Below are 23,588 nucleotides of genomic sequence, written 5' to 3'. Positions count from 1 at the left end.
CGAACATGCGTTTGCTTTCTCCCGCACTTCTTCAATCAGGTCTAGTCGCCCTCTCCGTGTTCGCCATCGGGGGCTGTAGCTGCAGCTCGAACGACTCGAGCGGAAGCGGCGGCAGCGCGGGCACCGCCGGGACCGCGGGCTCAGCCGGAGCCGGTGGCAGCAGCGGCGGCGCTGCCGGTTCCGCGGGGATGGGAGGTAGCGCTGGCACGGCAGGTAGCGGAGGCACGCCCCAGTACACGACGGAGCGCTGGGGCGCGCGGCTCTGGGGCAATCCCCTCGCGCTGTCGCGGGTCGATAGGGAGCTGTGGATCGGCACCCGGGGCAACGCGGATCCTAGCGCAGACGAGGCAGCAGATCTCCGCGGCGGCTTGGTGCGCCTCGACCTAGACACGGGTGAGGTTCGAGTCTTCGAGAGCGAACTGCCTCAAGTACCGGATCCCTTCGAGCCGACCCGTCAAACCCCGGTCTCCACCCGGGGCGTGATCGCAGACGGCCAGAAGCGCCTCGTCGCGAGCGAGTCTGGCATCTTGGTGATCGATGGGTCGAACGTGCAGGTGATTGCCGTCGGAGGCGGCGCGACGAGCGCCCGCGTGACCGATCTGGCGCTGGACCGCGGCGGCAACCGGAACACGCTCTGGGCGGGGACGGATCAAGGACTGGTCGAGTACGACGCCGACACAATGCAGCCACGACGCACGCTAGCGGACAGCGAACTTGGCGCAGCATCGGTCGGCGACTTGGCGCTCGATCCAGACTCTGGGGAAATCTACGCAGCCGTGTACGGGGACTCGGACTCCTGGGTCGCGCACGTGGGGAGCAGCGTCGACACCTGGACACCAGGCAGCAACGGGTTGCCCGACGGAACCGTCGGCGACATCGTCTTCGCGGAAGGGCAAGCGTACATCGCGCTGGCTTCGTGGGCAGCAGACGACGGCGGCATCGTGAGCTGGGACGGCACCACAGCGGAGTCGTTCGTGCTGGAAGGCGAGCTCAGCTGGGCGGCGGACGGCACGAGCCGCGCGTTCGGCGCCTGGGAGCTGGACTACGTTCCCGCTTCCAAGACGCTGATCGTCGGCGGTCGGCTGTCTCCGAACGGCGGTGGCGGCTTGGCCTACGTCGACCTCACCGCGCAGAACCCGGCCAGGGGGATTGGCGTCACTCAGGGGCCCGCGGGGCTACCGGGAGATCACGTCGGCGCCCTCGCCTTCGACCCAACGACGGGTCGCACCTTCGTGAGCCTCAGCATGCTGTGCAACGAGAGCAAGCTCGGCGCGATGGGTGTGTTCGGCTTGGCCTTCGACCAGGGCGATATCCACATCGAGCGCCCGCTGCTGAGCGGCGTCCGCGACGTGGTTTCACGCGGAAACGAAGTACTGATGGCGCTCCGCGACGAAAACCCAGGGTACAGCTGCGAGGGTCTGCCGGTGACCCGGGGCGTGCTCCGGCTGCTCAAGAACCGCGGCGGCGAGTACGTCATCGGTCGCTACCAACGCGATGACAGCAGCGGAATCGACTTCAACCCGGCTTGGTTCGCTCCGTCGCTCCTGGCAGATGGTCCTGAGCTAGCTTACACCGGCAACAAAGAAGGCTTGTTCGTCGGCTTTCCGGATTCAACCAACTACAACCAAGCCATCAGCTTCGCGACGTCCCTCTACGTAAATGACCTGCGCTGGGACGGCGACACGCTCTGGCTCTCGGGCAACGCAAGCACGGACAACACGCCCGAAGTCAACGATCGGTCTCCCCGCGGCACTGTCCGCGTCTCGTTCGACACCAACAGCAAGCTGGCGTTCCAGCACTACGCGCGCAGCCAAGGCAACGACTCCGAGACCATCGTCGGCCTCCCGAGCAACGATGTGAGCGCGGTGATACCCGCCGGCAACGGCGACGCTTATGCGCTGTGCGCGGCAGAGCGAGCTTCGGATAGCCGCGACCGTGTCCAAGGTGAGATCTACAATTCTGGGAGCGGCGAGCAGCTCGGCGGCATCGCGAAGATCACCGGTGCTGATGTCAGCGTCGTCGCCGACGCCAAGACGGCACCGGATCCCCGCGCCGGCGTGATCACTGAAGACGGCGTCCTCTACGTCGCTGACGCGCGCGTCGGCCTGATCCGGGTGAGTAACGGCAATGTCGATACGTCACCGTGGCCGAGCGAGGTGCCAACGGGCTCCGTGCCCCAAGCGATGCGCCTCGGCCCAACCGGTGAACGCCTGGTGAGCTTCGACACCGGCCTCTTGATCCTCACGGATTCGCTCGCCTTCTTCTTCGGAGGCAACGCATACACCTGGCGGGGAGCAACCTTGAGCGCCGGTGCCCTGGTCGGTACCGATGAAGGTTTGTTGCTCGTCGGTGCACCTGAGCTGCCGAGCGGCCTTGGCGCGGATCCCGTGCAGAGCGCACTTCCGGCATTCCGAGACTTGGAGAAGCCAAGCACCGGCGGCCAATGCACCGCCTCCGGCCAGAAGTGCGGCGGCACCGGTGACCTACCCTGTTGTCCCGGGCTCACGTGCATCTCCGGCATCGCCGGCTTCACCTGCAACTGAGACCCGCCGAGCGGCGGCGGGTGCATCACTCGCCGTCGCGGCCGCGATCCCACCTTGTGGGAACGCCCACTCGGTCTTCGGCGTTCTGGTTCCCATGCCGACGTCCGCCTTACAGAGGCTAGGCGCCGCGTTCGTCGTGACCGTGTGCACTGCCCTCGGCTTGAACCGCTCCGCCAACGCTTGGGTCTGCTCGCTGTCCTCGCGCTGTGTCGAAGCCCACGTCGAGTGGACCACCGGGCCGCGCTACGTCGCAAACGACCTGCGACCGGACATGCCCACGTTCGATATCGCCAGCCCGGACGACTGCTACCGCCGCGTGGAGCGCCTGTTCGGCCCAAACCAGCTGGATACGGATTACACCTACTACGTTTGGTTCGTGAACCCCGGTCCCGAGGTCAACGCTTGGCACTGTCGCCCGATCGCGGATGACCCGCTGCAGACTTGGCTGGTGCTGCTGTTCTGAGCCGCGCTAGACCGGTTCCGAGTCAGCCCAGAGCACACCGAGCTCCAGCTCGAACACTTCGAACGGCTCTGCTTGCACCTTGGCCGAGTCGCTGTAGGTGCCCAGCAGCGTCCAGTGCTCGCCTTCCAGGCGCAACACTTCCAGCAAGCGGGCCAAAGGATCGACGAGCCAGACGTGACGCACACCTTCCCGCGCATAGATCGGACGCTTTTCCGCGCGGTCTAGTTTGGCGGTCGAAGGGCTCAGCACCTCGCACAGCCAATCAGGGGCCAGGCTGAGATACGGCTCCGCAGGGATCATCGGTAGTCGTTCGCGACGCCAGCCCGCGATGTCGGGCACCAGAATGTCTGAGCCGAGGTGCAGCTCCGGTTCGTCCAGCAGAATCCATCCGCCCGGCCCTCCCTTTCCGCGCTTGAACGGTGGCCCCAACTCTTCGCCAAGGGCCGTGGAGGCTGCCGCGTGGGGCAGCGCTGGACGCGGGCTCAACCTCAAGTCCCCGTTCACGATCTCAGCCACGCGATGTGCCGGAGCGTTCAAGACGTCCTCGTAGGTCGCGCGCTTGCGGACGGGGTCAGCCATCAAGAGAACGATAGCAGCAGGGCCGCCGTGGCACACCTCACAAGTAGCCGAGCTCCAGGGCTCTCAGCACGGCGCGGGTGCGGTCCCGCACGCCGAGCTTCGAGAGGATGCTCGAGGCGTGGTTCTTGGCGGTGCCCTCCGCCATGCCCAAGGCTTCGGCGATTTCACGGTTGCTGGAGCCGGCGGCCATCAGGCGCAGCACCTCCGTTTCCCGGGGCGTCAGCGGATCGGGTAGCTCGCTGGCTTCGAAGCCTTGCTCGAGGCGCTGCAGACCGCGCAGCACACGCTCTGTGACCGCGGGGTTGATCAAGGTGCCTCCGGACGCTACCGCACGGATACCTGAGGTGAGCTGCTCCAGCGTGATGTCTTTGAGCAGGAAGCCTCGGGCGCCGAGGCGGATCCCTTCGAGGGCGACCGCATCGTCATCGAAGGTGGTGAGCAAGATCGCCGCCGGCGCGGGCTGCTTCTGGGCTTTGAGTACGCGAAGCACATCGAGCCCGGTCTTGTGTGGCATGCGCACGTCCAGCAACAGCACGTCCGCCGCCTGATGGGCGATCAACGCGAGCGCCTCGTCGCCGTCACTCGCCTCACCCACCACCTCGAAATCTGGCGTCAGCTCGAGCAGCTGCCGAATGCCTTGGCGCACGAGCGCCTGATCGTCTGCGAGCAGGATGCGGATCTTCACGTGGATCCTCCGGGAACCGAAGCGACCAAGCGAAAGCCGCGCCCTGGTGACGTCTCGAGCTGGATTTCCCCGCCCAAGATCTCGAGGCGCTCCCGGAGGCCGCTCAATCCGGAGCCGGGGCGGAGCTCTGCGGCTCCGCGACCGTCGTCCTTGACCGTCAGCACGGCGGCCTCGTCGACTTCACAGAGGTCCAGTGTCAGGTGCTGGGCGCTCGAGTGGCGCAAGGCGTTCGTCACTGCCTCCTGGGCGCATCGGAACAGCGCATGCGCCGTATCCGAGTCGAGCTGCAGCTCAGGATCCACTCGGATAGTCACCTTCAGTCCACTCGCAGCCTGTGCCAGCGCCTGGAGTGCCGGCTCGAGCTCGACTTGGCGCGTCTCCCGCAGGGCACGCACCGTATCCCTCACCTCCCCGAGCAACTCGCCAGCGATGGCGCGCGCCTTGACCACGGCAGCCTTGGCTTGCTCACCTTCTGCGTTCTTCGCCAGCTCGAGCTGCAAGCTGAGCGCCGTCAAATGGTGTCCCGCGGAGTCGTGGAGCTCCCGGGAGATGCGCAGGCGCTCACGTTCCCGCGCGGATTCAGCGAGCAGCGCTTGAGTGGCGACCAGCTCCGCGTGGGTCGCTGCGAGTTCGCGCCGCGCGTCAGACTCCCGCCGCGCCACATGGCCTGCCCCGAGGGCAAACAACTGAAACCCCGCGTAACCCCCGATGGTCAACCAGTGCCCATCTCCCCCCCAAGCAAACAGTAAGGCGAGCACCAGGGACTGAACGAGCACCCAAAGCGTGGCGGTGCGTAAGCCGAGCACGAACGGAAGCTGACCGCCCACCACCGCGAGGAGGATCCCAGTGAACCCGACGGCGCCTCCGCTCCCGAGAGCGATGCAGCACAGCGCAGCCACGGACTCGAGCCCGAGCAGCGACGCGTCCCAGCGCCCCTTGCCCACGTCGAACACCATCGCGCAGAACGCGACCCCGAACGTAAGGAACGCTATGCACCAGAGCGCGAAGCTCCAGCTCACGTGTTCCGCCAAGCCATGACTCAACGTTGGCACGCCCGCCATCGCCCAGGTCACTAGGCCCGCGGCGAGTAACAAGCGATTCGAGCCCTGCACGCGCCCAGTATATCGACTTGGCGGCCCGACGACCCGTGCCGAAAGTCATGCCCACAATCGACCGCAGACCCTGCCAACCGGCACGCGCGCTCTGCCCGCGACGCACGTACGAATCAGTCATGACACTGCTACTGATTGCGCACATCGTTGGAGGAAGCTTGGGCTTGCTCGGGTTGGTCGCGGCGGGTTTCGCCAAGAAGGGCGGCACCCTGCATCGCCGAGCGGGGCGGGTGTTCAGCTGGGCCATGGGGCTCACGCTCCTCAGCGGAGTCATCGCTTCGCTCAAGCACCTGTTGCAGAGTCAGCCAGAGCTCAATCTGTTCGCCTTGTTGCTGCTCCAAGCGGCCCTGCTCACCGGTGCGGGCCTCGATTTCGGGCGCCTCGCGTTGGTGGCGAAGCAGAAGTCTCGGAGCTTCTCACGACTGCGCAGCCTGACACTACCCAGCCTGTTGGCGCTCGCGAGCGTTGGCCTCGCGAGCGTTTCGCTTCCTCGAGGTAATATTCTGCTAACCAGCTTCGCTGCCCTTGGCCTGGCTTTGTCCGTGGGACAGGTTCGCCACTGGTTCAAGCGGGACCCGGGTCCAAAGGAGTGGTTGGTGGCCCACGTGAGCGGGATGGGTACCGCGGGGATCGGCGCGGTGACGGCATTCGGTGTGGTCAACGCGGCGCGGCTGTTCCCCGGGGTACCGGCCTTGGTGGTTTGGCTCTTGCCAGGTGTCCTCGGAGGGATCTGGATTGGCGTCGTGACCCAGCGACTCAAGCGCGGGAACGTCGCAGCTAGCAGTCGCGTTGCGGATTCAGTGAAGTCGCACGTCGCTCAGCCCAACACTTCGTCCAGGCGCAAACGCAGGGAAGGCTCCGAAAACACCGTGTCCTCGACGACGTAGGCCACGTTGCGCCCAACCTTCTGACGATCACACAGCTGGCGCTCCGAGAGTTCACTGAGGGCGCCCTGGGCGGCGCGGAGTGAAATCGCCAGATCGCGCGCGACATCTCTGGCGCTCGCGCTACCTCGCGCCGCGAGCAACCGCAGCACCCGATCCGCCGTGCGCAAGGACACGCGCGGATCCACCACCAGAAGGTCCCCTTCGAGGGCGAGTCGCAGCCGGCGGCCATCTGCTTCCCCTTCGAGTGCGCGGTCCTCGCGCTCGATCTGCCCCAGCTTGCCCAGACTCGTTCGCGTCCGATGCAGCAACACCTCGAACGTGCCCGCGTGCAGCTCCGCCACGTAGCTGAAGCCGTAGGTGCGCTCGAAGCACTCCGCCTCCCTGAGTCCGTCGGGGCCCGCAAGCGCGAGCACGCTGAGCAACGTCTCGACCCGGCGCTGGCCGTGGGTATCGAGCTGAGGGAGGCCCGCAAACTCCGGCGCGTGGGCCAGTAGCCGTATCCCCACCTTCCCGGGCTTAGCTCGCACGCGAGCGACGCTGCCTCCGGTCTCCAGGAGATCCGAGCGAAAGGCGACACCGTGTAGCTCCTCAGGAACTACATCGACGCGCCCCTCGCGCCAGTCCTTCAGCGCAGCGGAAAGTTCAGAGGCCGCGCTCTGCAAGCAGCCACAGAGCCCAGCCACGTCGTTCGCAAACGGCAGCGGCAAGCGCTCGCGTTGGTCGCCGAGCATTGCCAGCACGCCGGGCTCCACCGGTTGCTCTCCGAGCACCTGTTTCAACATAGCAACACTTGAAGCAGATTCGCTCGCCTCCAGCTGCTCGCCACCTGCCAGCGCCCACTCCCAGTCCAACCAGGTGCGCCAGGGCGCTGGCACCACGTCCTGCAGTGCGCGTGCGATGCGCAAGCTCAGGTGCGGTTGTCGCGCGAAGCGTCGAGCGCGCGCCAACACCAAGTGCGCCAGGAACTCCGGTTGCGGCAGCGACTCGACCCGCGCCATCAACGACGCGCGGCGCGCCAGTTCGAGGGCGCGAGGTGTGTCGCCAGCGGCTAAGGCCACCAGAGCCGCCAGCGCACGACTCTCCACCATGAGCTCCGGCATCGCGCTCGCGCTTGCCGCTCGGAACACCAACTCGGCGCTCGCCGACCCGGCTTGGTCGTCGCCCCGCATCAAAGCACTCCAGCCCCCGCAAAGCTGACCGTACAGCCGCGTTTCCTCCGCGCTTGCGTCACTGAGCTCGAGCCCTAGATCGGACAAGGCAACGACCTGATCTCGATCAAACGCGAGGAACGCAGCGCGTTGCCCTGCGAAGCAAGCCCGAGCGCAAGCCCGTTGCTCCTCCGGCTCCACACCTTGGGCGATCTCGCGCAGCGCCGCGGCGCTCGGCAAATGCCCAAGGCGAGGCGAAAACAGCGCAAGCTCCGCGAGTAGCCAGGCGCGCCAGGGCGCGAGACTGGCTCCAGCGCGCTCCAACATCGCGAGCGTTGTTGGCACATCCGCCGTATTCCCATGCGCCAACTGCCCTCGGCAGCGCACCACGCGCTGGGGCAACATCTCATCGGCGTGATGCACCGGCTTCAGTATACTGGAACCGCCGTTGTCTTCTGACGTGGAAAGCACCGGGGGCAGGTACCAAGTGGTCTGCAGCCTCGCCGAAGGTGGCATGGGCAAGGTGGAGCTTGCCCTGCGCAGCATCGACGCGTTCGAGCGCCTGTTCGCGCTCAAGCGTTTGCGCGGCGAGTACATGGCAGATCCAAGCGTACTCGCGATGCTGTTCGATGAGGCACGCATCGCTGGACTGATTCGTCACCCAAACGTCGTGAGCGTGCTCGACGTCGGCGAGGACGAGGCAGGACCGTTCCTGTTGATGGAGTTCGTGGACGGCGCCTCTGTGTCCCAGCTGATCAAGCGAGGCGGGCCAGGTGGTCTACCCCTGGAGGTGGCGCTTCGCGTGGCGATCCAAGCCGCAGAAGGCTTGCACGCCGCTCACGAGCTCAAAGACGCGGGAGGCAAGCCGCTAGAGCTCGTGCACCGCGATGTGTCTCCTCAGAACATCTTGGTCGGATTCGACGGCGTTGCTCGCGTCACCGATTTCGGCATCGCGAAGGCGCTGGGTCGCGACACGCGCACCTCGACCGGGATCTTGAAGGGCAAGCTCGGCTACCTCTCCCCGGAGCAACTGCGCTTCGAGGATCTCGATCGGCGCGCGGACTTGTTCGCACTCGGTGTGACCCTATTCGAGATGCTCTCCGGCGCGCGCCTCTACTCCGGCCCCGAGGTGAATGAAGTTGCCAGACGGATCCTCACGGAACCTCCTCCGGATATCCAGAGCTTCCGCGACGACGTCCCGCCCGAAGTGGAAGAGCTGTTGTTCGAGCTCCTGGCGAAACAGCGCGAGCTGCGCCCCGCCAGCGCAAAAGACGTAGCACGCCGACTCGAGGACGCGCTGCGTTTTAGCGTGCCCGAGGGCGGGCTCGAAGTGGGCGACTACGTGGAGTCGCTCTTCGCCTCCGACCGCGCCAAGCTTCAGCAGACCTTGCAGCGCTTCCGCAGTAGCGCTGGCGCCCTCCAGGTCGCATCGCCTAGCAGCGACCCTACACCGGCGGTGATGCCTGCGACTTCCTCAGGACCAAAACCGACTCCGCCAAAGCGCGCTCGTTGGCTCGCCGCCGGGCTAGTCCTCGTGCTCACTCTCTTCGGCTTCTGGTGGGGGTTAGGCGCCCTGTCTCGCACCAAGTCACCACCCGTCGCCGAGCCGTCTGAGCCCACCAAAGAGCAATCAGCTGTCGCCGCCGCTCCACTGGCGAGTGACCCCGCAAGAATCTCTTCAGCTTCCCCGGCGAACAGCGCACCACCCGAAGGGCCTGTGAAGACCTCGAACAGCGCCGTAAAGAGCAAACCCTCACCCCCGAACCCTGGTCCCCCACGGAAACCAGCGAGCAAGAAGGGATTGCCGTTGTGGGAAGACTACTGATGGGGCACCGGGTGAAGATGCGCGGTGCGCTGACCTGCTGCGTAGCGGGAGCGTTGCTGATCGTGATGAGCGCTGGTTCGGCGTCCGCGAGCGACGACGCGGACGCAGGCAACAGCGCGCGCAAGTCCTTCGATCAGGGCAAAGCCGCCGCCGAGGTCGGTCGCTTCAGCGAAGCAGCAGAACACTTCCGGCACTCGCTCGAGCTCGCGCCGAAGGCGAGCGCGGCGTTCAACTTGGCTGTCGCATTGCGTGGCATGGGACACCCCAAGGAGGCCCGCGATGTGCTGGACCAGCTACTGGCGGACAAATACGGCGCACCACCCGATGCCATGCTGCCCGAAGCGAAGCGACTGCGAGCCGAAGTCGCCGCCTCGGTGAGCAGGCTCGTGGTGATCTTGAGCGGGAGCCCCAACGTGCCCCTGCGTGCAGATCTGCGCGTCGATGGCGTACGCTATGAGTACCGCGAAGCGCTGCGCATCGAGGTCAATCCGGGCGCGCACGTCGTCAGCGCCACGGCGAAGTCGTATCTCCCCACGGAACATAAGCTGGTGGTCGCCGCGGGCGGGAGCCAGCGCGTGAGGCTCAAGTTGGAGCTCTCTCCGGAGGCGCGCATGGCGACGCTGGAGGTGGTCGCGAAGGAACGCGATGCCCGGGTGGGGATCGTCGGAGTCGCGTGGGGCGAAGGCAGGGTCCGGCGACGGGTCGAGCCAGGCAGCTATCAGCTCCAGCTGCGCTCCGACGCGGGGGACCGCGACTCGAGCGTTACCGTGCGCTCCGGCACGAGCTATCGCGTGGAGCTGACGCCCGACCAGAGCTCGTTCCTGAGCACGCCTTGGCCTTGGATCGTGGCGGGGGTGGTAGTCACCGGGGCGGTCGTCGGGGGCTACTTCTTGCTGCGGGACCCCAACAAGGAACCGGTGAGCGACCCGGAGTACCGAACGGTGGAAACCTTGGTGCGTTTCTAGCGTCCGGTCTGCGTGCTGATAGCTAGGGCTTTTGATAGGTAACCGGCGCGGAGCACGCACCCACGTGATCGCAAGCACGAAGCTCGTAGTTGGTTCCGCTAGGATCTGCGGTGATGTCGACGTGCCCGCACTTCTGCACACTGCGCGCACTGCCGCCGGCAGTGGTGCGAATCACCTCGTACACGGAGTTGTGCGTCGCCGGCTTGGAGCCGTCTGCATAGACCGGCGCGCTGATGTCGAGCCCCTGCGCTCCGCTCGTGAGGGTCACGTCGGAGACGCTGATCCCCGCCGCGCGGGTGCGACAGCTCGCAGCGCTCCCGCGCACCGCGTCCCAGACGGAGCGAATGCTCGAGGTGTAGAAGCCGCCATCACTGAAGCCAGCGTTCGCGCCGGCTCGCGCCGGGAAGCGGCCGGTTTGTCCGCTGTTGCCCCCGGTGTTGTTGGCGATGCACTTCGTGTTGTCGTTCGGATCGGGTCCCCAAGTGACGGTGTAGTAGCTACATCCTGAGCGCTGAAGGAAGGTGCTGGTGTCGTCACCCTGGGCGCTCCACGGATCGCACGCGGCGGTCTCCCGCGGGTCGGGCGGTGCGCACGGATCGGGCTGGGTGTTGCACCCGCTGCTCTGCAGGCGATCGACGTAGCTCAAGAAGGCGTCGTAGTTCACGACGTCGCACAGCTCGGGCATCGTCCACTGCACCGCGGCGAAGGCCTGGTAGGGACCCTTCGTGACGTTGAAGTAGGCGCCGCACGGCTCACCCTCGGGGCCATCGATGTATCCGTATGGATCTCGAACGGTCTTCTTGCCGTGATTCGCATCACACGTCTCGGTCGAGCCGTCGTAGCACTTCGACGACCAAACACCGGTCCAGTAGCGGGTCAGGGACTCCTTGTCGCCCCACACGGGCTGGGTGCCTTGCCCGCGGATCTGCACTTGCTTCAGCTCTTGAGGACGCGAGTCTGCGTCTGGAGTCAGGGCCATCGCCGCCATTTGCGAGGCGGGCAGCGGGTCCGTCAGCAGCGTCGCGTAGACATAAGCGCCTGCGGCCAGACCCGAAGACTGTCCGGCACCCGCGTTGATCTTGAGCTGGGGACCGTCTGGAGAAACGAAGCCGTAGTAATAGTCCTGGCCGTAAGAAAGCACGCTGCCAAGCGCGGCGCGCTTCTCAGCGGGGGTGAGCTTGTCTGAAGACAGCGTCGCGAAGGCGCCGTAGAACGCCGCGGCGTTGCCGGAGCCGTAGTCGTCCGTCAGTCCTTCCACGCGGTAGGCGCGCCCGCCTTCGCTGATATTCGAGAACAGCTCGGTCGCGTGGCGCCACACTTCCGCGACCCGCGCGACGGACGCAGCGCTGGCGTCGAAGTTCGGGTTCGCCGCCAAGCGCTCCTCGACGAAGTCCGTGTCGAGGCACTTGGGAGTCTTGGGGAAGCCGCCAACGATGGTCGGCCGGATGCAGTTCTTGCCTGCGTTTCTCGGCACGGCGTCCAGCACGCTGACGATGTCGTAGACATCGATGCACGCGCCCTCAATCGCCTTCGTGCCACAGATCCCATCTACGGCTTCGTTCTTTTTCCTCCCGGCAACCAGGGAAGAAGACTTGTCAAAGGTCACCGGCAGCTGAGTCGTCAGATCTTCAGACGCCACGTAGTTGCCGTATTTGTTGCCACCGTCGAGCACACCGATGGCGGTGGGGTCCACCGGGTCCGCGTCGACTCCCAGCGCCTCCCCGTTGCTGCTCACCGCCTCCAGCACGACTTGCTCACCCGGCTTGGGCGCGACCCAGTAGTCCCCACTCACGAAGCGACCGCAAAGCGCGTCCCCACCGCCGCTCTTGAACGTCCAGCGAAACTCCGCGTCGGTGAAGCCATCGCGCAGATCCACCTGCTCGACGATCTCTTGGCCTGTGCAGTAGTCGTACTGAGTCAGATCACAGTCGCAGCCTGAACCCACCTTGGGGTTGTTCGGGTCGAAGAGCACTTCGACTCCTTCACACCCCCCGCCGCACGCGCCACAGTCCGCCTCACAGCTGCCGCAGTCCTCACCCACCTGGCACACGGAGTCACCGCACGCGGCGTTCGCCCCGGCGCTACCACCGCTCGCGCTTCCGCCGTTCGCTCCTGTTCCAGAAGTGGCTCCAGTGCCGCCGTTCTCAGCGCCGCCGCTACCGCCATTTTGATTCCCCGAGGCACCGCTGTCCCCGGAGCTACAAGCAACCAGAGAAGCCATAGCGCCGAGCAACGCAAGAAACCTCTGCATGTCACCACCTTCGCACTTGGAGATCGGGCCGTCACTTACGGGCGCTGCGCGCTTCAGCGGTACGCGCCCCAGAGCGCCTGAAACCAGTCGGGCCCGACGCCGCTCTCCGTCTGGTAGTAGCGATCCGCGTAGTCGAACAACGCAGGCCAGTTCCACGCCGACTCGACCCCCATCAAGCGCGCGGCGAATACCTGCATCACCTGGGAAGGACCGTTCACGTTGCGGTACGTCGCGCCCCAGTTCTTGTTGTCCGCTTGGGGCTTGTCGAAGTGACGGATCCCCCACTCCGGAAGGCCGATATCGCTGACCTCGTAAGGCGTTGCCACGGCGCGATCGTCCGGCGCCCAAGCGGCGCTGTGGCTCATGTCCACTTCGGCTTGAGAGACATAGAAGTGCTGCTGGTCATCCTGAAAGATGAAGTGCTGAGCCGCATCCGCGTACTCGAGCATTTGCGGATGATGCAGCACCTGCCCGGCCAACAAGAGCGGCATCTTCCGCCCCAGGTTGTGCCCACCGTTGGCGTCCCAGGCGCCTCCCGCCGCTGCGATGCCATAGATATCGATCCCGTATTGCACCAGGCCGACCAGCAGTCGCTGCTTTTCCGCATCGGAATAGTCGAGCTGCAGCATCACCAGGCCCTCCGCGGAGCTACGCGCTAGGTCGCGTCCATACGCCGGCATGTGATTCGCGGGGTGGATATCGCGGGAAACCCAGCTCGTGCAGTGTTCCAACCACACGCGCTCATAGCGCGACGCAACGCTGTCGATGTCGGGCTCCCCGCCGAGGCGCGCATGCGTTCCCAGTTGGGAGTAGTCGAGCTCCGCGGCGGTCGCGACCACCGAGCGTTGACCGACATAGGGCGGCCTGAACGCGTCCTTCAGTGGGGTGGCTGACAGCACGGTGAGCACGGCCGCATCCGCGAGGATCGGCCGCCCGTCGCTGCTCGCCGTCGAGATCCCTTTAATCACCGACGAGCTTGGCGAAACCACGAGGTCTTGACCGGTGAACGCGGGGTCCACGTTGAGGTTCGCGTCGAACCCCATGTCCCGCGCGCTGCTGTCATAACCCTGGGTCGTGCTGTTCGCGGGATTGAGCATGGTGCCGTTCATGACCCGCTCGGCACCTCCGGGAGCGCCGACCGCGGTCGGTGTGATCGCAGTGATCACCACGTCGCCACCGTGGTTGTGCACCCAGTAGTCCCCATTCACGAAGCGACCAACGACGTACTCTTGAGCGAACTGAAACTCGATGAGCCCATCGTAGTAGGAGACGGAGCTTGCGAGGGTCTCTTCGGCGGTTTGTCCACCGGCTCCGGCAGCACCTGCTGAGCCAGTTCCCGCAGAGCCAGCGCCAGCACCGCTACCCCCTGCGCCGCTACCGCCAGCATCGCTGCCGCCAGCAGAGCCTCCGCTCGCGCCGGTTCCCCCGCTGTTCGACGTGCCACCCGTCGCACCCGCACCCGCGCCAGCGCCATCTCCACCGCCGCAGCCACAGGCCAAGGCCAAGCTCACCACCGCAACCCAGCATCTGGTCATGGCTCGAGTGTTTGCGAAGCGGCCTTGGCCGTCACTTACGCGGGCTGCGCGTATCCGAAACCTCGCACGCTGGCCGTGCTAGCTTCAGCCGGTGCGGGTCTGGCGGAGAGCGCTGACGATTGGGGCGCTGCCACTGGTGGCCAGCCTGAGCGGCGCCTGCGAGCGCCCCGCCGCAACCCAGACCATCGTGGTGTTGAGTGCTGACCCCGGCTTGCTAGCCAGCGCCAAACGGCTCGTAGTCGTCGTTCAGGGCGAAGCGGGCGACGTCGTGCTGGAGCGCACGAGCGATGTGGATCCCGGTCGCAGCCAGCTCGCGCGCATCCCGCTGATCCCCAAAGGCGAGGATCCGACGCGGCGCTTCGTCGTACAAGCAACCCTCGAAGACGACACGGGACCGCTCGCCAAGCTCGAGGTCCGCTCAGGATACATTGAGGACGAGCTCCACGAACTCGCGGTCTGGTTCGAGGACAGCTGCCGCGGAAAGCTCGACTGCGGCGAGGGTCGCACCTGCAGCGCGGGGCGCTGCCTTGGCTCGTGCTACAGCGTCAAGTCAGCTTCGCCAGCGCTACCAAGCTGCGGCGAGTGCGAGACCTGCGAAGGCAGCTGCCAGCCTGCAAGCCAGATCAGCTGTGGCTGCCCCGGGGAAACGTGCAACGCGGGAGAGTGTACGCCGCTCACGACTGTGGGTAACGTCTCCGCTGGCTCGGTGCACACGTGCGCGGTGTCGTCAGGTGGAGTCTACTGCTGGGGCTCTTCGAGCTTCGAAGATCTGGATGGGGCCCCGGGACGCCTCGGCACGGGCGACGCCGGTGACGCCCTCACCCCCCAAAAAGTCGAAGGCGTCGAAGCGAGGCTCGCGTTGCTAGCGCAGGGCAACCACACCTGCGCGCTGACCTACGGTGCCCGAGTCTGCTGGGGAGAGAACTACCGCGGGGAACTCGGGATCGGCGACACCGCGGGGCTCTTCCCCACACCGATCACAGCGCCAAGCACGCCCAGCTTGGAGAGCTTGGCCGGCGGTTTCAGGCACACCTGCGGAGTGACTCAAGACGGACAGCTCTGGTGCTGGGGTTACAACGAGCGCGGCAACACCGGCACCGGGACCGAGCCGTCGAGCGTGCGCAGCCCAGTCTACGTGGGAGACTTCGTACAAGTCGCCGCGGGCGGCGACCACACCTGCGCCATCACTTCCGCAGGGCAACTATACTGCTGGGGCTTCAACGATTCCCTGGAGGTGGGCGTGCCTGGCTCGAGCGTGATCACCGAGCAAGTCAGGCCAGGCTGCCACGCGAGCCAATCGGGTCGCGAGTGCTTCGACGACTATCAAAGCGTGGGCGCCGGGTTCTTTCACAGCTGCGGGATCCGAAACGGCGGTGAGCTCTGGTGCTGGGGCGGCAACACCAACGCGCAGCTGGGTGTGGGCGTGGTCTCCGGAGCCAACAACATCGCGGAACCTCAACGCGTGGTTGGAGAGCAAAAGTGGTCGTTGGTGGACGGCGGTCGCTCCCATACCTGCGCTCTCACCGTGGACGGCCAGCTCTACTGCTGGGGCAGCAACAGCAGCGGGCAGCTCGGCATCGCGAAGAGCGGCAGCGCGAGCGTGCCCCAGCTGGTGCAGAGCGACCGCGCCTGGAAGCGCTTGTCCGCGGGGGAAGCGCATACTTGCGGTATCAAGGACGACGCGACGTTGTGGTGCTGGGGGCGCAACACCCACGGCGAGCTAGGTCTCGGCAACCCAAGCGACGCGGAGCTCAGCCCGCGTCGGGTGTGCTTCCCCTGACAGGTGGTTATTGGCCAGCGCCCGGTCGCGTTTCCGTATGCAATCCTATGCCGTGACTGCCCGCTGCCAGGTGACGATGTCCTTATTCGCTCAAGCTTGGGGTCAGTTCGCGGCGCTGGCAACCTATGCCCCAGCTACACCCTGAGTTCACAAAACGTAGGCGACATCGACGTGCTGGAGCTACCAAGCGACTTCAGGTGTCGCCCGCTGCAGAGCGCCTGCAGCACCAGCTCCCGAGGTCGCTACGCTGACGCAGGTCTCCGTTTGCGATTGGCAGGCTCTGTTCGTGGCGGGTCACGCCTGATTGACGTGGCTGGCTAGCCGCTGAATCAGCGGCGCGATCTCAGCGTGCCGCAGCTTGTATTGAGCGCGGTTCGCGATCAAAAGCGAGCTGATTTCGCAGATCACTTCGCGCTCCACGAGGTCGTTCTCCTTCAGCGTGGTGCCGGTCTCGACCAGGTCGACAATCAGATCGCTCAAGCCGACGAGCGGGGAGAGCTCCACGGAGCCGCCGACGTAGATGACCTCGGCCTGAATGCCCTTCTTGGCGAAGTGCTCCGTCGCGATGCGCTGGAACTTGGTCGCGATGCGCGGCACCTCGGGGACCACCGCGCCCCGTGGCCCAGCCACTACCATGCGGCAACGCCCGATGCCGAGATCGAGGGGCAGATAGAGGTCGGAGCGACGCTCGAGCAGCGTATCGCGCCCGCTGATCCCCAGGTCTGCGGCGCCGTACTCGACGTAGGTGGGCACGTCGTCAGGCTTGAGGAGCAAGAACGCTAGCTTGCCGTCCGGAGTCTCCCGCACGAGCTTGCGATCGTCCGCCAACAGGCTCGTGGTGTCGATCCCCGCGGATTCGAAGAGCGGCGCCAGGGTCTTCAGGATGCGCCCTTTGGGCACGGCGATGGTCAGCGGTCGGGACATCGCTTGCTTGGCCTCAGGGTAGCGCGCCGCGCTCCAGGCTGATGCGCTGGATGTCAGCGCCCACGCCGGCGAGCTTCTCTTCAATGTGCTCGTAGCCGCGGTCCAGGTGATACACGCGACGCACGATGGTCTCGTCCTCGGCCACCAAGCCAGCGATCACGAGCGACGCGCTGGCGCGCAAATCAGTGGCCATCACGCTGGCGCCAGAGAGCTTCTTCACGCCTTCGACCATCGCGGTGTTGTGGCGGGTGTCGATGTTCGCGCCCATGCGCATCAACTCCGGAACGTGCATGAAGCGGTTCTCGAAAATAGTCTCGGTGAGCACTGCGCGCCCCTCGGCGCAGCACATCAGCGCCATGAACTGCGCCTGCATATCCGTGGGGAACCCTGGGTGAGGCGCGGTGGTCGCGTCCACCGCCTTGAGCACTCCGAGGCGACGCACGCGGGTGTGCTCGCCTTCGCGTTCAATCTCGAGGCCCGCCTTGCGCAGCTTCACCACGACCGGTTCCAGGTCGTCGAGAGGTGCGTTCTCCAAGAGCACGTCGCCGCCGGTGGCACCCACCGCCGCCATGAAGGTCCCTGCCTCGATGCGATCGGAGATCACCGCGTGGTCGAAGGGGTCGAGTTCGTCTCTACCCTCGATGTGAATCACGGCGGTGCCGGCGCCCTCTACCTTGGCGCCCATCTTGTTCAGCACCCGGCCGAGCTCCTCGACCTCGGGCTCACGCGCGCAGTTGACGAGCACGCTGCGCCCCTTGGCGAGAGCGGCCGCCATCATCAGGTTCTCGGTACCCGTTACCGTGGGGATATCAAAGACGATTTCACCAGCCGTCAGCCGCGGCGCTTCGGCCACGACGTAGCCGTGCTCGACACGGATGTTGGCACCGAGGACTTCCAGGCCCTTCAGGTGTTGGTCGATGGGGCGGGCGCCGATCGCGCAGCCGCCAGGCAGTGACACCTTGGCGCGACCATAGCGCGCAACGAGCGGCCCCAGCACGAGCACGGAAGCGCGCATCTGACGCACCAGCTCGTAAGGCGCCAGGGGCCGCGGCTCCCCGCTGGCAGAGGCGACATGGACTTCGGGCGCGTCGACCACCACATCGCGTCCCAGGAACCTGAGCAGCGCCGCGGTGGTGTCGATGTCGCGCAGGGCCGGTACGTTGCGCAGCTTGCTCTGACCGTCCGAGAGCAGCGTGGCGCAGAGGATCGGGAGCGCGGCGTTCTTGGCGCCGCTGATACGAATTCGGCCGTTCAGAGGCCGTCCGCCTCGGATCTGTATCGCGTCCATGGAGTGCCTGGCGCGTACGCCGGGTGGCCGAGCCTGGCAAGGTTTTGGTGGACTTTTGGGGGGCCGTGTGGGTCACCTCACCCCCTGCCCCAAACGCGCCGCAAGCGCCTTGGAGAGCCAGATCCGGCTGTGATCCTCGATTCCCAGCCGCAGGCGAGGAGACGATCGGACCAAACGGCGGTGCTCGGGTGTGGGTTCCGGTTTCCGTTCGCCGCGAGGTGTGTACTACCCTGCCGCCCATGTCTTTGGGCCCTCGAGCTTCTGAAGAACGTGCGCGGATCGCGCCCCGGCTGCGGCGGGTTGCTCGCTCGGTGTTGGCGGGCGCAGCGCTAACCAGCCTCGGGTCGTTCGCCCACGCCCAGGAGCAGACGGCGGTGCCGTCCCTCGACCTGCGCAACTTCCATCCTCCGGCGAGTCATGACGGCGGCCTCTACTTGGAGCCGACGAGCACTCCTGGCCCGATGAACTTCAACGTGGGCAGCTACGTGTCTTACGCGCACCACCCGGTGTCGCTGAGCGACGGCAGCGACGAGGTGGTAGGGCGTCCCGTCGCGGGCCAGCTGTCCCTCGACTTCTTCACGTCCCTCGGTGTTGGGGACCGCTTGGCGCTCAGCCTCACGCTGCCAAGCGTGCTCTATCAGTACGAGTCGGGCGACACCGCTGGCGCTGGAGGCGAACCGCTGCCCACCTTTGCCCTCGGCGATCCGCGCTTCGGCGCCAAGGCCACGTTACTCCCGACCTCGAGTTTGGGGGGGTTAGGAGTAGCGGTTCTGGCGAACGTCACTGCGCCCACCGGTGACACTCGCGCATATCTCGGCGAAGGCGGAGCCACTGGAGAGTTCCGTGTGCTCGGTGAGTACACGCTGATCGCCGCGTCCCTCTACGGCACCCTCGGCGCGCACCTGCGAGCCAGTGAGCGCACCTACGTCGGAGAGACCTACGGCCAGAGCCTGCCCATGGCGATCGGCGCGTCGCTCAAGCCGCAAGCGCTGGGCTGGGACGAAAAGGGCCACTGGCGCTGGAACGTCGAGGTGCGAAGCGACCTCGCCCTCGCTCCAAAGTTCGCGCGGGGCGCCACGAGCCCGACCTCTCTCGGGCTCTCCGCCCGTTACACCGCGGGTGAGGTGTCCAGCATCGCCGGTGTGGAGTTTCCGCTAGGAGACGCAATCGGCAACCCGACGGTGCGCGCGGTGCTCGGCCTGAGCTGGGCGCCCCGCTTCAACGACATGGATCACGACGGGGTCGAGGACGAAAAGGACGAGTGCCCCGAGCTCGCTGAAGACCGCGACGGCTTCGAGGACAGCGACGGCTGCCCCGACTTCGACAATGACAACGACGGCGTGGGCGACGCCGACGACAAGTGTCCAAACGAGGTCGAGGACGAAGACGACTTCGAAGACGACGACGGTTGCATCGACCCCGACGACGACAAAGACGGCTTCCCCGACGAAACCGACGAGTGCCCCTGGGATGCAGCGCCCGCCGGCACCGGAGACGGAAAGGGCTGCCCGAGCTTCGACCAGGACGGCGACGGCGTCGAAGACGACAAGGACCGTTGCCCCGAGGAACAAGAAGACAAGGACGGCTTCCAAGACGAGGACGGCTGCCCAGATCCTGACAACGACGGCGATGGCATCCCCGATACCGACGACGCCTGCGTCGACGTGAAGGGTGCCTCCCGAGCCGATCCGGAACTCAACGGCTGCCCCAGCCCCGACAAGGACGGGGACACCTTCGACGACAAATCGGACAACTGCCCCGAGCAACCCGAAGACTTCGACGGAGTGGAAGACGAAGACGGCTGCCCCGACGACGATGCGCAGAAGCCCGCCTACCAGCGGGCGAAGCCCCTGGTCACCACGGAGAAGAAAGCCGCAGAGACCCAGCTCAAGTGGCGGGTTGCGCCGCGCTTCGTGGGCAAGGGAGAGAGCCTCAAGCTCGACCCCAAGACGTCTCCCAGCCTGCGCGCGCTCGCACAGCTCTTGAACCAAAACCCGCGCTGGATCGTAGCCATTGGGGTGCGTCCCATGGGAGTGACCGCAGAGGCAGAGCAAGAAGCGCTGAACAAGGCGTTCTTGATGGCAGCAGAACTGCGCGATCTCACTCACCGCGACTCTGCAGCGGAGACCGTGAGCTGGAAGGCGGTCCAAGGCGCGCCGGGCGCCTGGGCGAACGGCTTCGGCGTGCTGGTGCTGACTCCCAAGCCGCAGGTTCCGCGCGTGAAGCTGAAGGACGGCAAGATGGCGCCGCGCCTGCCCAAGCTGAAGCTCCCGCCGCCGAAGGTGCCGCCGAAGCCGAGCACCGACGGCAAGGGCGATCAGGTTCCGAGCGGCAAGGTGACGCCCCCCAGCGCACCCAAAGGAAAAGACTAGAGACGTTGAAACGGCTCTCCGCGACTCTGCTCGGCTTTTCGCTCTGTCTCACGGCACTGCCGTGTGCGGCACAGCTCGGCCGCAGCTACGCGCCGCGCCCCGTGGAGCCGCCCCAGCGTAAGCCTGAACTCAGCCTGGAAGATCGCGTTGGGGCCGCCGCCGCCACGCGGCAGATGCAGAGCAAGGAGCTCGATGAGCGCGTCGCCGCGCTGATCCGCATGGGCCGCACCGGAGGCAGCCGTGGAGTCGATCAACTGATTCAGCTGCTCGACCGCGAGAACGGCCTCCGGACCCCAGAGGAGCGGCTCACCGCAGTGCGCGAGCTGGCCGCGCACACCGACGTCTCGAAGGCGCGGCTCTCCCTGCTGCGAGTGCTGGGCGGCCTGGGTGACGCGGGCAAGAGCCAGCTGGACGAATCCGCGCGGCAAGCCGCAGCGCTCGCGCTAGCGCGCAGCGGCAAGCAGGACAGCCTGAACACGCTAGCGAAGATCCTGCGCCAGGACAGCTTCGGCGCGGCGGCCACCGCCCAGGCGCTGGTTGCCTTCCCGCCACGTGACCTGTCGGTCATCACGGACGGCCGCGGCGCCGCTTCGGACTACTTCATCCGCGCGCTGGGAGAGCTCGGCGATCAACGCGCCTTCTTCCCGCTGCGCGAGATCGTGCGGCGCGGCTCGGTGGAGCAACGCATTCGAGCCGCAGAGCAACTGACCAAGCTCGGCGCGCTCGAGACGGTGCCCCTCGCTCAGCAATGGCTCAAGAAGAGCAAAGACCTGGGCAAGGGTCGCCACACGATAGACAGCGACCTCAAGCTAGCTAGTGCCGCACGGATACTCACCTGGACGCGCAGCAAGGGCTACATCGAAGCGATCCAGCTGCTGCTGGCGGGGGACGACTGGGCCCAGGGCGTAGAGCTCGCGTTGCTTGCTGCGCACCCAAAGCTCGTGTCGGCGTTGGAGAAGCGCCTCAAGCAAACTGACGGCGATGCCCGGAGCGAAATCATCGCCGCCATTGGAGTCGCTGGGGGGGAGCGAGCCGCTCGGCTGCTCGCCGAGCGGCTCGCGGCGGCGGAAGATGCCGCAGCCGCCGCGCTGGCGTTTGCGCGCGGCAACGACGACGAGAGCGAAACTGCGCTACTTTCGCTGCTTGCAAAGCCCGAAACGCGGACGTTGGCGGCGCGCGCCGCGGCGCTCCGCAAGAGCCTGGGCGGCGGCGCGCCTTCGGAGCTCCACGGCGTGCTGCTACAGCTGCTCGCCAGCAAGCAGCCAGGCGATCGCGCCGCCGCAGCGTTTGGCTTGGCGCTCGAGAGTGACGCTCAGGCGATCGAGTTGATGCGGCGCAAGGACTCAGTGGTCGTGGCCGCTGCCGCGCGCACGGCGCTTGGTAGACCTGAGGTGTTGTCCGCCGCCGCCGCGCGCCTAGCAACCGAGCAGCGCCGCACGCTGAAGTCTGCGCTGGCGGTGGCGCTGCTGGATCCCGACGCAGCCAAGCTGGTGCCGACGAGCGTGCTGCTCGAGCTCGTGCAGAGCGGCAGCGCCGCGATGTTCGTCGCCGCCTACGCCTTGGCCGCCCGAGATCAGCCCGAGCTCCGCCCAGAAGTCGAACGCTGGCTCGCGTCAGGCAATCCGGAGCTGCGCTCGAGCGTAGCCTTGGGCCTCGGGCGCGCCGCTCACCCCCATGCCTTGGGTCTGTTGGAGACAGCTTATCGCTTCGAGACCAACACCGACGTGCGCCTCGCCGTGGTGCTGGGCGTAGGGAGCCGCTCGGAAGCGCCGCGCAAGCGTGTGCTGAAGCTGGCTGCGGATCTGGACGCGGACTCAACGGTGCGGGGCGCTGCGCGTCGATTGCTCGGACGAGCCACACTGCCACGCGCTTCAGGGCGCTCCGTCGCGTGGCTCGAGCTGGTCGGCGGTGGCGGCGTGCTGCGTGTGGGGACCGACTTGCTCCCGGCGCTGCCTGCTCTGCCGGACCCCGATGGACAGTGCCCAATCGCACACCTACCGGAAGGCAGTATTCGGTTGGCCGCGGTGCCCACCGGCGCGCCCCCCTCGCCTGGGGTATTTTGAGGAGCGGACAAGGCCGCCCGCCGTAGCAAGAGGCTCGGGCGCGAGGACGATTGAATTCCGCGTTCGCGGGTCCTGACTGCGGGTTGTGGTAGGAGGCAAGGCGTGGCGACGAAGCGAGCAAAGACTGGGGGTACGTCGGTGCCTGAAGCCGAGGCACCCGCCCTCTCCTTCGAGGATGCGGTGCGCCGCCTGGGGGAAATCGTCGAGCGCCTGGAAGAGGGCGACCTGCCGCTAGATGAGTCCCTCGATCTATTCGAAGAGGGGATCCGCTTGGCGCGCGCATCGGGGCAGCGCCTGGATGCGGCTGAGCAGCGCGTTGAAAAACTCCTGAGCTTCGATCGGTCTGGCGAGCCCATCGTGGAAGACCTGGAGGATGAGCGATGAGCGCTGAGCAGAGCCCGGCTGAGAAGCGCAGCGTCTCGACCGCCGCTGCGCTGATCATTGGTGACGAGCTCCTCAGCGGAAAAATCCGCGAAGAAAATATCTATGAGCTCGCCAAGCTGCTTCGCACGCTGGGCATTCGCTTTTGTCGCGTCAACCTGATCGGCGATGATCTGGACAACATCGCGAACGAAGTGAAGGCGCTGAGCGAGACTCACGACGTCGTCTTCACGAGCGGCGGAGTTGGACCGACCCACGACGACATCACGATCGAAGGCGTCGCGAAGGCGTTCGGGGTCGAAGCTCAGGTGCACGCTGATGTCGAGGCGCTGCTCCAGCGCGCCTACGGCGAACGCTATCACGAAGGTCACCAGCGCATGGCCCTGGTACCCGAAGGCGCGGAGCTACTCAGCAGCGAGGAGGTCCCCTGGCCCACGATCGTGATGCGCAACGTGTGGGTGTTGCCGGGCGTGCCGGAGGTCTTCCGCATGAAGCTCTTGCTCGTGAAGGCCCACCTCGTCGGCACCCAGCGCTTTCTGAGTCGCGCGGTGTTCACCAAGATGGATGAAGGCGATCTCAAGCCGCTGTTGGATCAGGTCGTAGCGCATCACAGCGAAGTGGCCGTTGGCTCGTATCCGCGCTGGCGCAGCCCAGACTACAAGACGAAGATCACCTTCGACGCGGCGTCCGAAGTGGTGTTGCAACCGGCACTCGATGAGTTCCTGCAGTTGCTGCCCGAAGGCGAGCCTCAGCGGGTGGAGTAGTCCACCAAGTCGCGGCTCGACGG

General features: G+C 66.2%; 18 protein-coding genes. 10 read left to right on the top strand and 8 right to left on the bottom strand.

The window, feature by feature from the left end; genetic code table 11:
* Nucleotides 1-5 precede the first annotated feature (5 nt).
* Nucleotides 6-2,543, top strand: coding sequence for a hypothetical protein (locus tag H6718_17145; protein ID MCB9587128.1), 2,538 nt, complete (start codon nucleotides 6-8; stop codon nucleotides 2,541-2,543).
* 94 nt (nucleotides 2,544-2,637) lie between these two features.
* Nucleotides 2,638-3,006, top strand: coding sequence for a hypothetical protein (locus H6718_17140; GenBank protein ID MCB9587127.1), 369 nt, complete (start codon nucleotides 2,638-2,640; stop codon nucleotides 3,004-3,006).
* Nucleotides 3,007-3,012: 6 nt separating this feature from the next.
* Here the strand turns inward: H6718_17140 and H6718_17135 are convergent, their stop codons facing one another.
* From H6718_17135 to H6718_17125, 3 genes are read right to left on the bottom strand one after another with little or no spacing between them, the layout of a single operon-like run.
* Nucleotides 3,013-3,585 carry a Uma2 family endonuclease gene (locus H6718_17135; GenBank protein ID MCB9587126.1) on the bottom strand — a complete coding sequence of 191 codons (573 nt, stop codon included), beginning with the start codon at nucleotides 3,583-3,585 and terminating at the stop codon, nucleotides 3,013-3,015.
* A gap of 37 nt (nucleotides 3,586-3,622) precedes the next feature.
* The gene (locus tag H6718_17130) at nucleotides 3,623-4,270 is read right to left on the bottom strand and encodes a response regulator transcription factor (GenBank protein MCB9587125.1); all 648 of its coding nucleotides are present in this window, start codon (nucleotides 4,268-4,270) and stop codon (nucleotides 3,623-3,625) included.
* A complete protein-coding gene (locus H6718_17125) occupies nucleotides 4,267-5,382 on the bottom strand; it encodes a sensor histidine kinase (GenBank protein MCB9587124.1) in 1,116 nt (371 codons plus the stop codon). Before H6718_17125 ends, H6718_17130 begins: the two co-directional genes overlap by 4 nt.
* A 119-nt stretch (nucleotides 5,383-5,501) precedes the next feature.
* On the opposite strand from H6718_17125, the gene H6718_17120 reads away from it, so the two are divergent.
* A complete protein-coding gene (locus tag H6718_17120; GenBank protein MCB9587123.1) occupies nucleotides 5,502-6,269 on the top strand; it encodes a hypothetical protein in 768 nt (255 codons plus the stop codon).
* Here the strand turns inward: H6718_17120 and H6718_17115 are convergent.
* On the bottom strand, nucleotides 6,200-7,888 hold the full coding sequence (locus H6718_17115) for a hypothetical protein (GenBank protein ID MCB9587122.1): 1,689 nt from the start codon (nucleotides 7,886-7,888) through the stop codon (nucleotides 6,200-6,202). The genes H6718_17120 and H6718_17115 overlap by 70 nt on opposite strands.
* Here H6718_17115 and H6718_17110 point away from each other — a divergent pair.
* The gene (locus H6718_17110; protein MCB9587121.1) at nucleotides 7,866-9,242 is read left to right on the top strand and encodes a protein kinase; all 1,377 of its coding nucleotides are present in this window, start codon (nucleotides 7,866-7,868) and stop codon (nucleotides 9,240-9,242) included. The two genes, H6718_17115 and H6718_17110, sit on opposite strands and share 23 nt — an antisense overlap.
* Nucleotides 9,227-10,207, top strand: a complete 981-nt coding sequence (locus H6718_17105) for a tetratricopeptide repeat protein (protein MCB9587120.1) — start codon at nucleotides 9,227-9,229, stop codon at nucleotides 10,205-10,207. The genes H6718_17110 and H6718_17105 overlap by 16 nt, the downstream gene beginning before the upstream one ends.
* A 22-nt stretch (nucleotides 10,208-10,229) precedes the next feature.
* Here the strand turns inward: H6718_17105 and H6718_17100 are convergent, their stop codons facing one another.
* Nucleotides 10,230-12,458, bottom strand: a complete 2,229-nt coding sequence (locus tag H6718_17100; protein ID MCB9587119.1) for a hypothetical protein — start codon at nucleotides 12,456-12,458, stop codon at nucleotides 10,230-10,232.
* Between the two features lie 53 nt (nucleotides 12,459-12,511).
* Nucleotides 12,512-13,993, bottom strand: a complete 1,482-nt coding sequence (locus tag H6718_17095; GenBank protein MCB9587118.1) for a hypothetical protein — start codon at nucleotides 13,991-13,993, stop codon at nucleotides 12,512-12,514.
* A gap of 91 nt (nucleotides 13,994-14,084) precedes the next feature.
* Between H6718_17095 and H6718_17090 the strand changes: the two genes are divergently transcribed.
* Entirely contained in the window at nucleotides 14,085-15,773 is a 1,689-nt protein-coding gene (locus H6718_17090) for a hypothetical protein (protein ID MCB9587117.1), read from the top strand.
* A 294-nt stretch (nucleotides 15,774-16,067) separates the two neighbouring features.
* On the opposite strand, the gene H6718_17085 is transcribed toward H6718_17090, so the two are convergent.
* Both H6718_17085 and murA read right to left on the bottom strand, forming a co-directional pair.
* Nucleotides 16,068-16,697, bottom strand: coding sequence for an ATP phosphoribosyltransferase (locus H6718_17085; protein MCB9587116.1), 630 nt, complete (start codon nucleotides 16,695-16,697; stop codon nucleotides 16,068-16,070).
* A 13-nt stretch (nucleotides 16,698-16,710) separates the two neighbouring features.
* A complete protein-coding gene (gene murA, locus H6718_17080) occupies nucleotides 16,711-17,985 on the bottom strand; it encodes a UDP-N-acetylglucosamine 1-carboxyvinyltransferase (protein MCB9587115.1) in 1,275 nt (424 codons plus the stop codon).
* Between the two features lie 239 nt (nucleotides 17,986-18,224).
* On the opposite strand from murA, the gene H6718_17075 reads away from it, so the two are divergent.
* From H6718_17075 to H6718_17060, 4 genes are all read left to right on the top strand, one after another.
* Nucleotides 18,225-20,357, top strand: coding sequence for a hypothetical protein (locus H6718_17075; GenBank protein ID MCB9587114.1), 2,133 nt, complete (start codon nucleotides 18,225-18,227; stop codon nucleotides 20,355-20,357).
* Nucleotides 20,358-20,362: 5 nt separating this feature from the next.
* Nucleotides 20,363-22,420 (top strand): hypothetical protein, encoded by a 2,058-nt coding sequence (locus H6718_17070; protein MCB9587113.1) that lies wholly within the window; start codon nucleotides 20,363-20,365, stop codon nucleotides 22,418-22,420.
* Between the two features lie 138 nt (nucleotides 22,421-22,558).
* Nucleotides 22,559-22,804 carry an exodeoxyribonuclease VII small subunit gene (gene xseB / locus H6718_17065; protein ID MCB9587112.1) on the top strand — a complete coding sequence of 82 codons (246 nt, stop codon included), beginning with the start codon at nucleotides 22,559-22,561 and terminating at the stop codon, nucleotides 22,802-22,804.
* On the top strand, nucleotides 22,801-23,565 hold the full coding sequence (locus H6718_17060; GenBank protein MCB9587111.1) for a competence/damage-inducible protein A: 765 nt from the start codon (nucleotides 22,801-22,803) through the stop codon (nucleotides 23,563-23,565). Before xseB ends, H6718_17060 begins: the two co-directional genes overlap by 4 nt.
* Nucleotides 23,566-23,588: the final 23 nt, after the last annotated feature.

This window comes from Polyangiaceae bacterium, assembly GCA_020633205.1.
In the GTDB taxonomy this organism is placed as follows: domain Bacteria; phylum Myxococcota_A; class Polyangia; order Polyangiales; family Polyangiaceae; genus JAHBVY01.
This window is presented reverse-complemented; position numbering and strand designations above follow the sequence as displayed.

What these genes read in the sequence shown, in the direction of transcription:
- H6718_17145 (MCB9587128.1), top strand. Translation starts at nt 6, where the DNA reads ATGCGTTTGCTTTCTCCCGCACTTCTTCAATCAGGTCTAGTCGCCCTC.
- H6718_17140 (MCB9587127.1), top strand. Translation starts at nt 2,638, where the DNA reads ATGCCGACGTCCGCCTTACAGAGGCTAGGCGCCGCGTTCGTCGTGACC.
- H6718_17135 (MCB9587126.1), bottom strand. Translation starts at nt 3,585, where the DNA reads ATGGCTGACCCCGTCCGCAAGCGCGCGACCTACGAGGACGTCTTGAAC.
- H6718_17120 (MCB9587123.1), top strand. Translation starts at nt 5,502, where the DNA reads ATGACACTGCTACTGATTGCGCACATCGTTGGAGGAAGCTTGGGCTTG.
- H6718_17100 (MCB9587119.1), bottom strand. Translation starts at nt 12,458, where the DNA reads ATGCAGAGGTTTCTTGCGTTGCTCGGCGCTATGGCTTCTCTGGTTGCT.
- H6718_17095 (MCB9587118.1), bottom strand. Translation starts at nt 13,993, where the DNA reads ATGACCAGATGCTGGGTTGCGGTGGTGAGCTTGGCCTTGGCCTGTGGC.
- H6718_17085 (MCB9587116.1), bottom strand. Translation starts at nt 16,697, where the DNA reads ATGTCCCGACCGCTGACCATCGCCGTGCCCAAAGGGCGCATCCTGAAG.
- murA (MCB9587115.1), bottom strand. Translation starts at nt 17,985, where the DNA reads ATGGACGCGATACAGATCCGAGGCGGACGGCCTCTGAACGGCCGAATT.
- H6718_17075 (MCB9587114.1), top strand. Translation starts at nt 18,225, where the DNA reads ATGTCTTTGGGCCCTCGAGCTTCTGAAGAACGTGCGCGGATCGCGCCC.
- H6718_17060 (MCB9587111.1), top strand. Translation starts at nt 22,801, where the DNA reads ATGAGCGCTGAGCAGAGCCCGGCTGAGAAGCGCAGCGTCTCGACCGCC.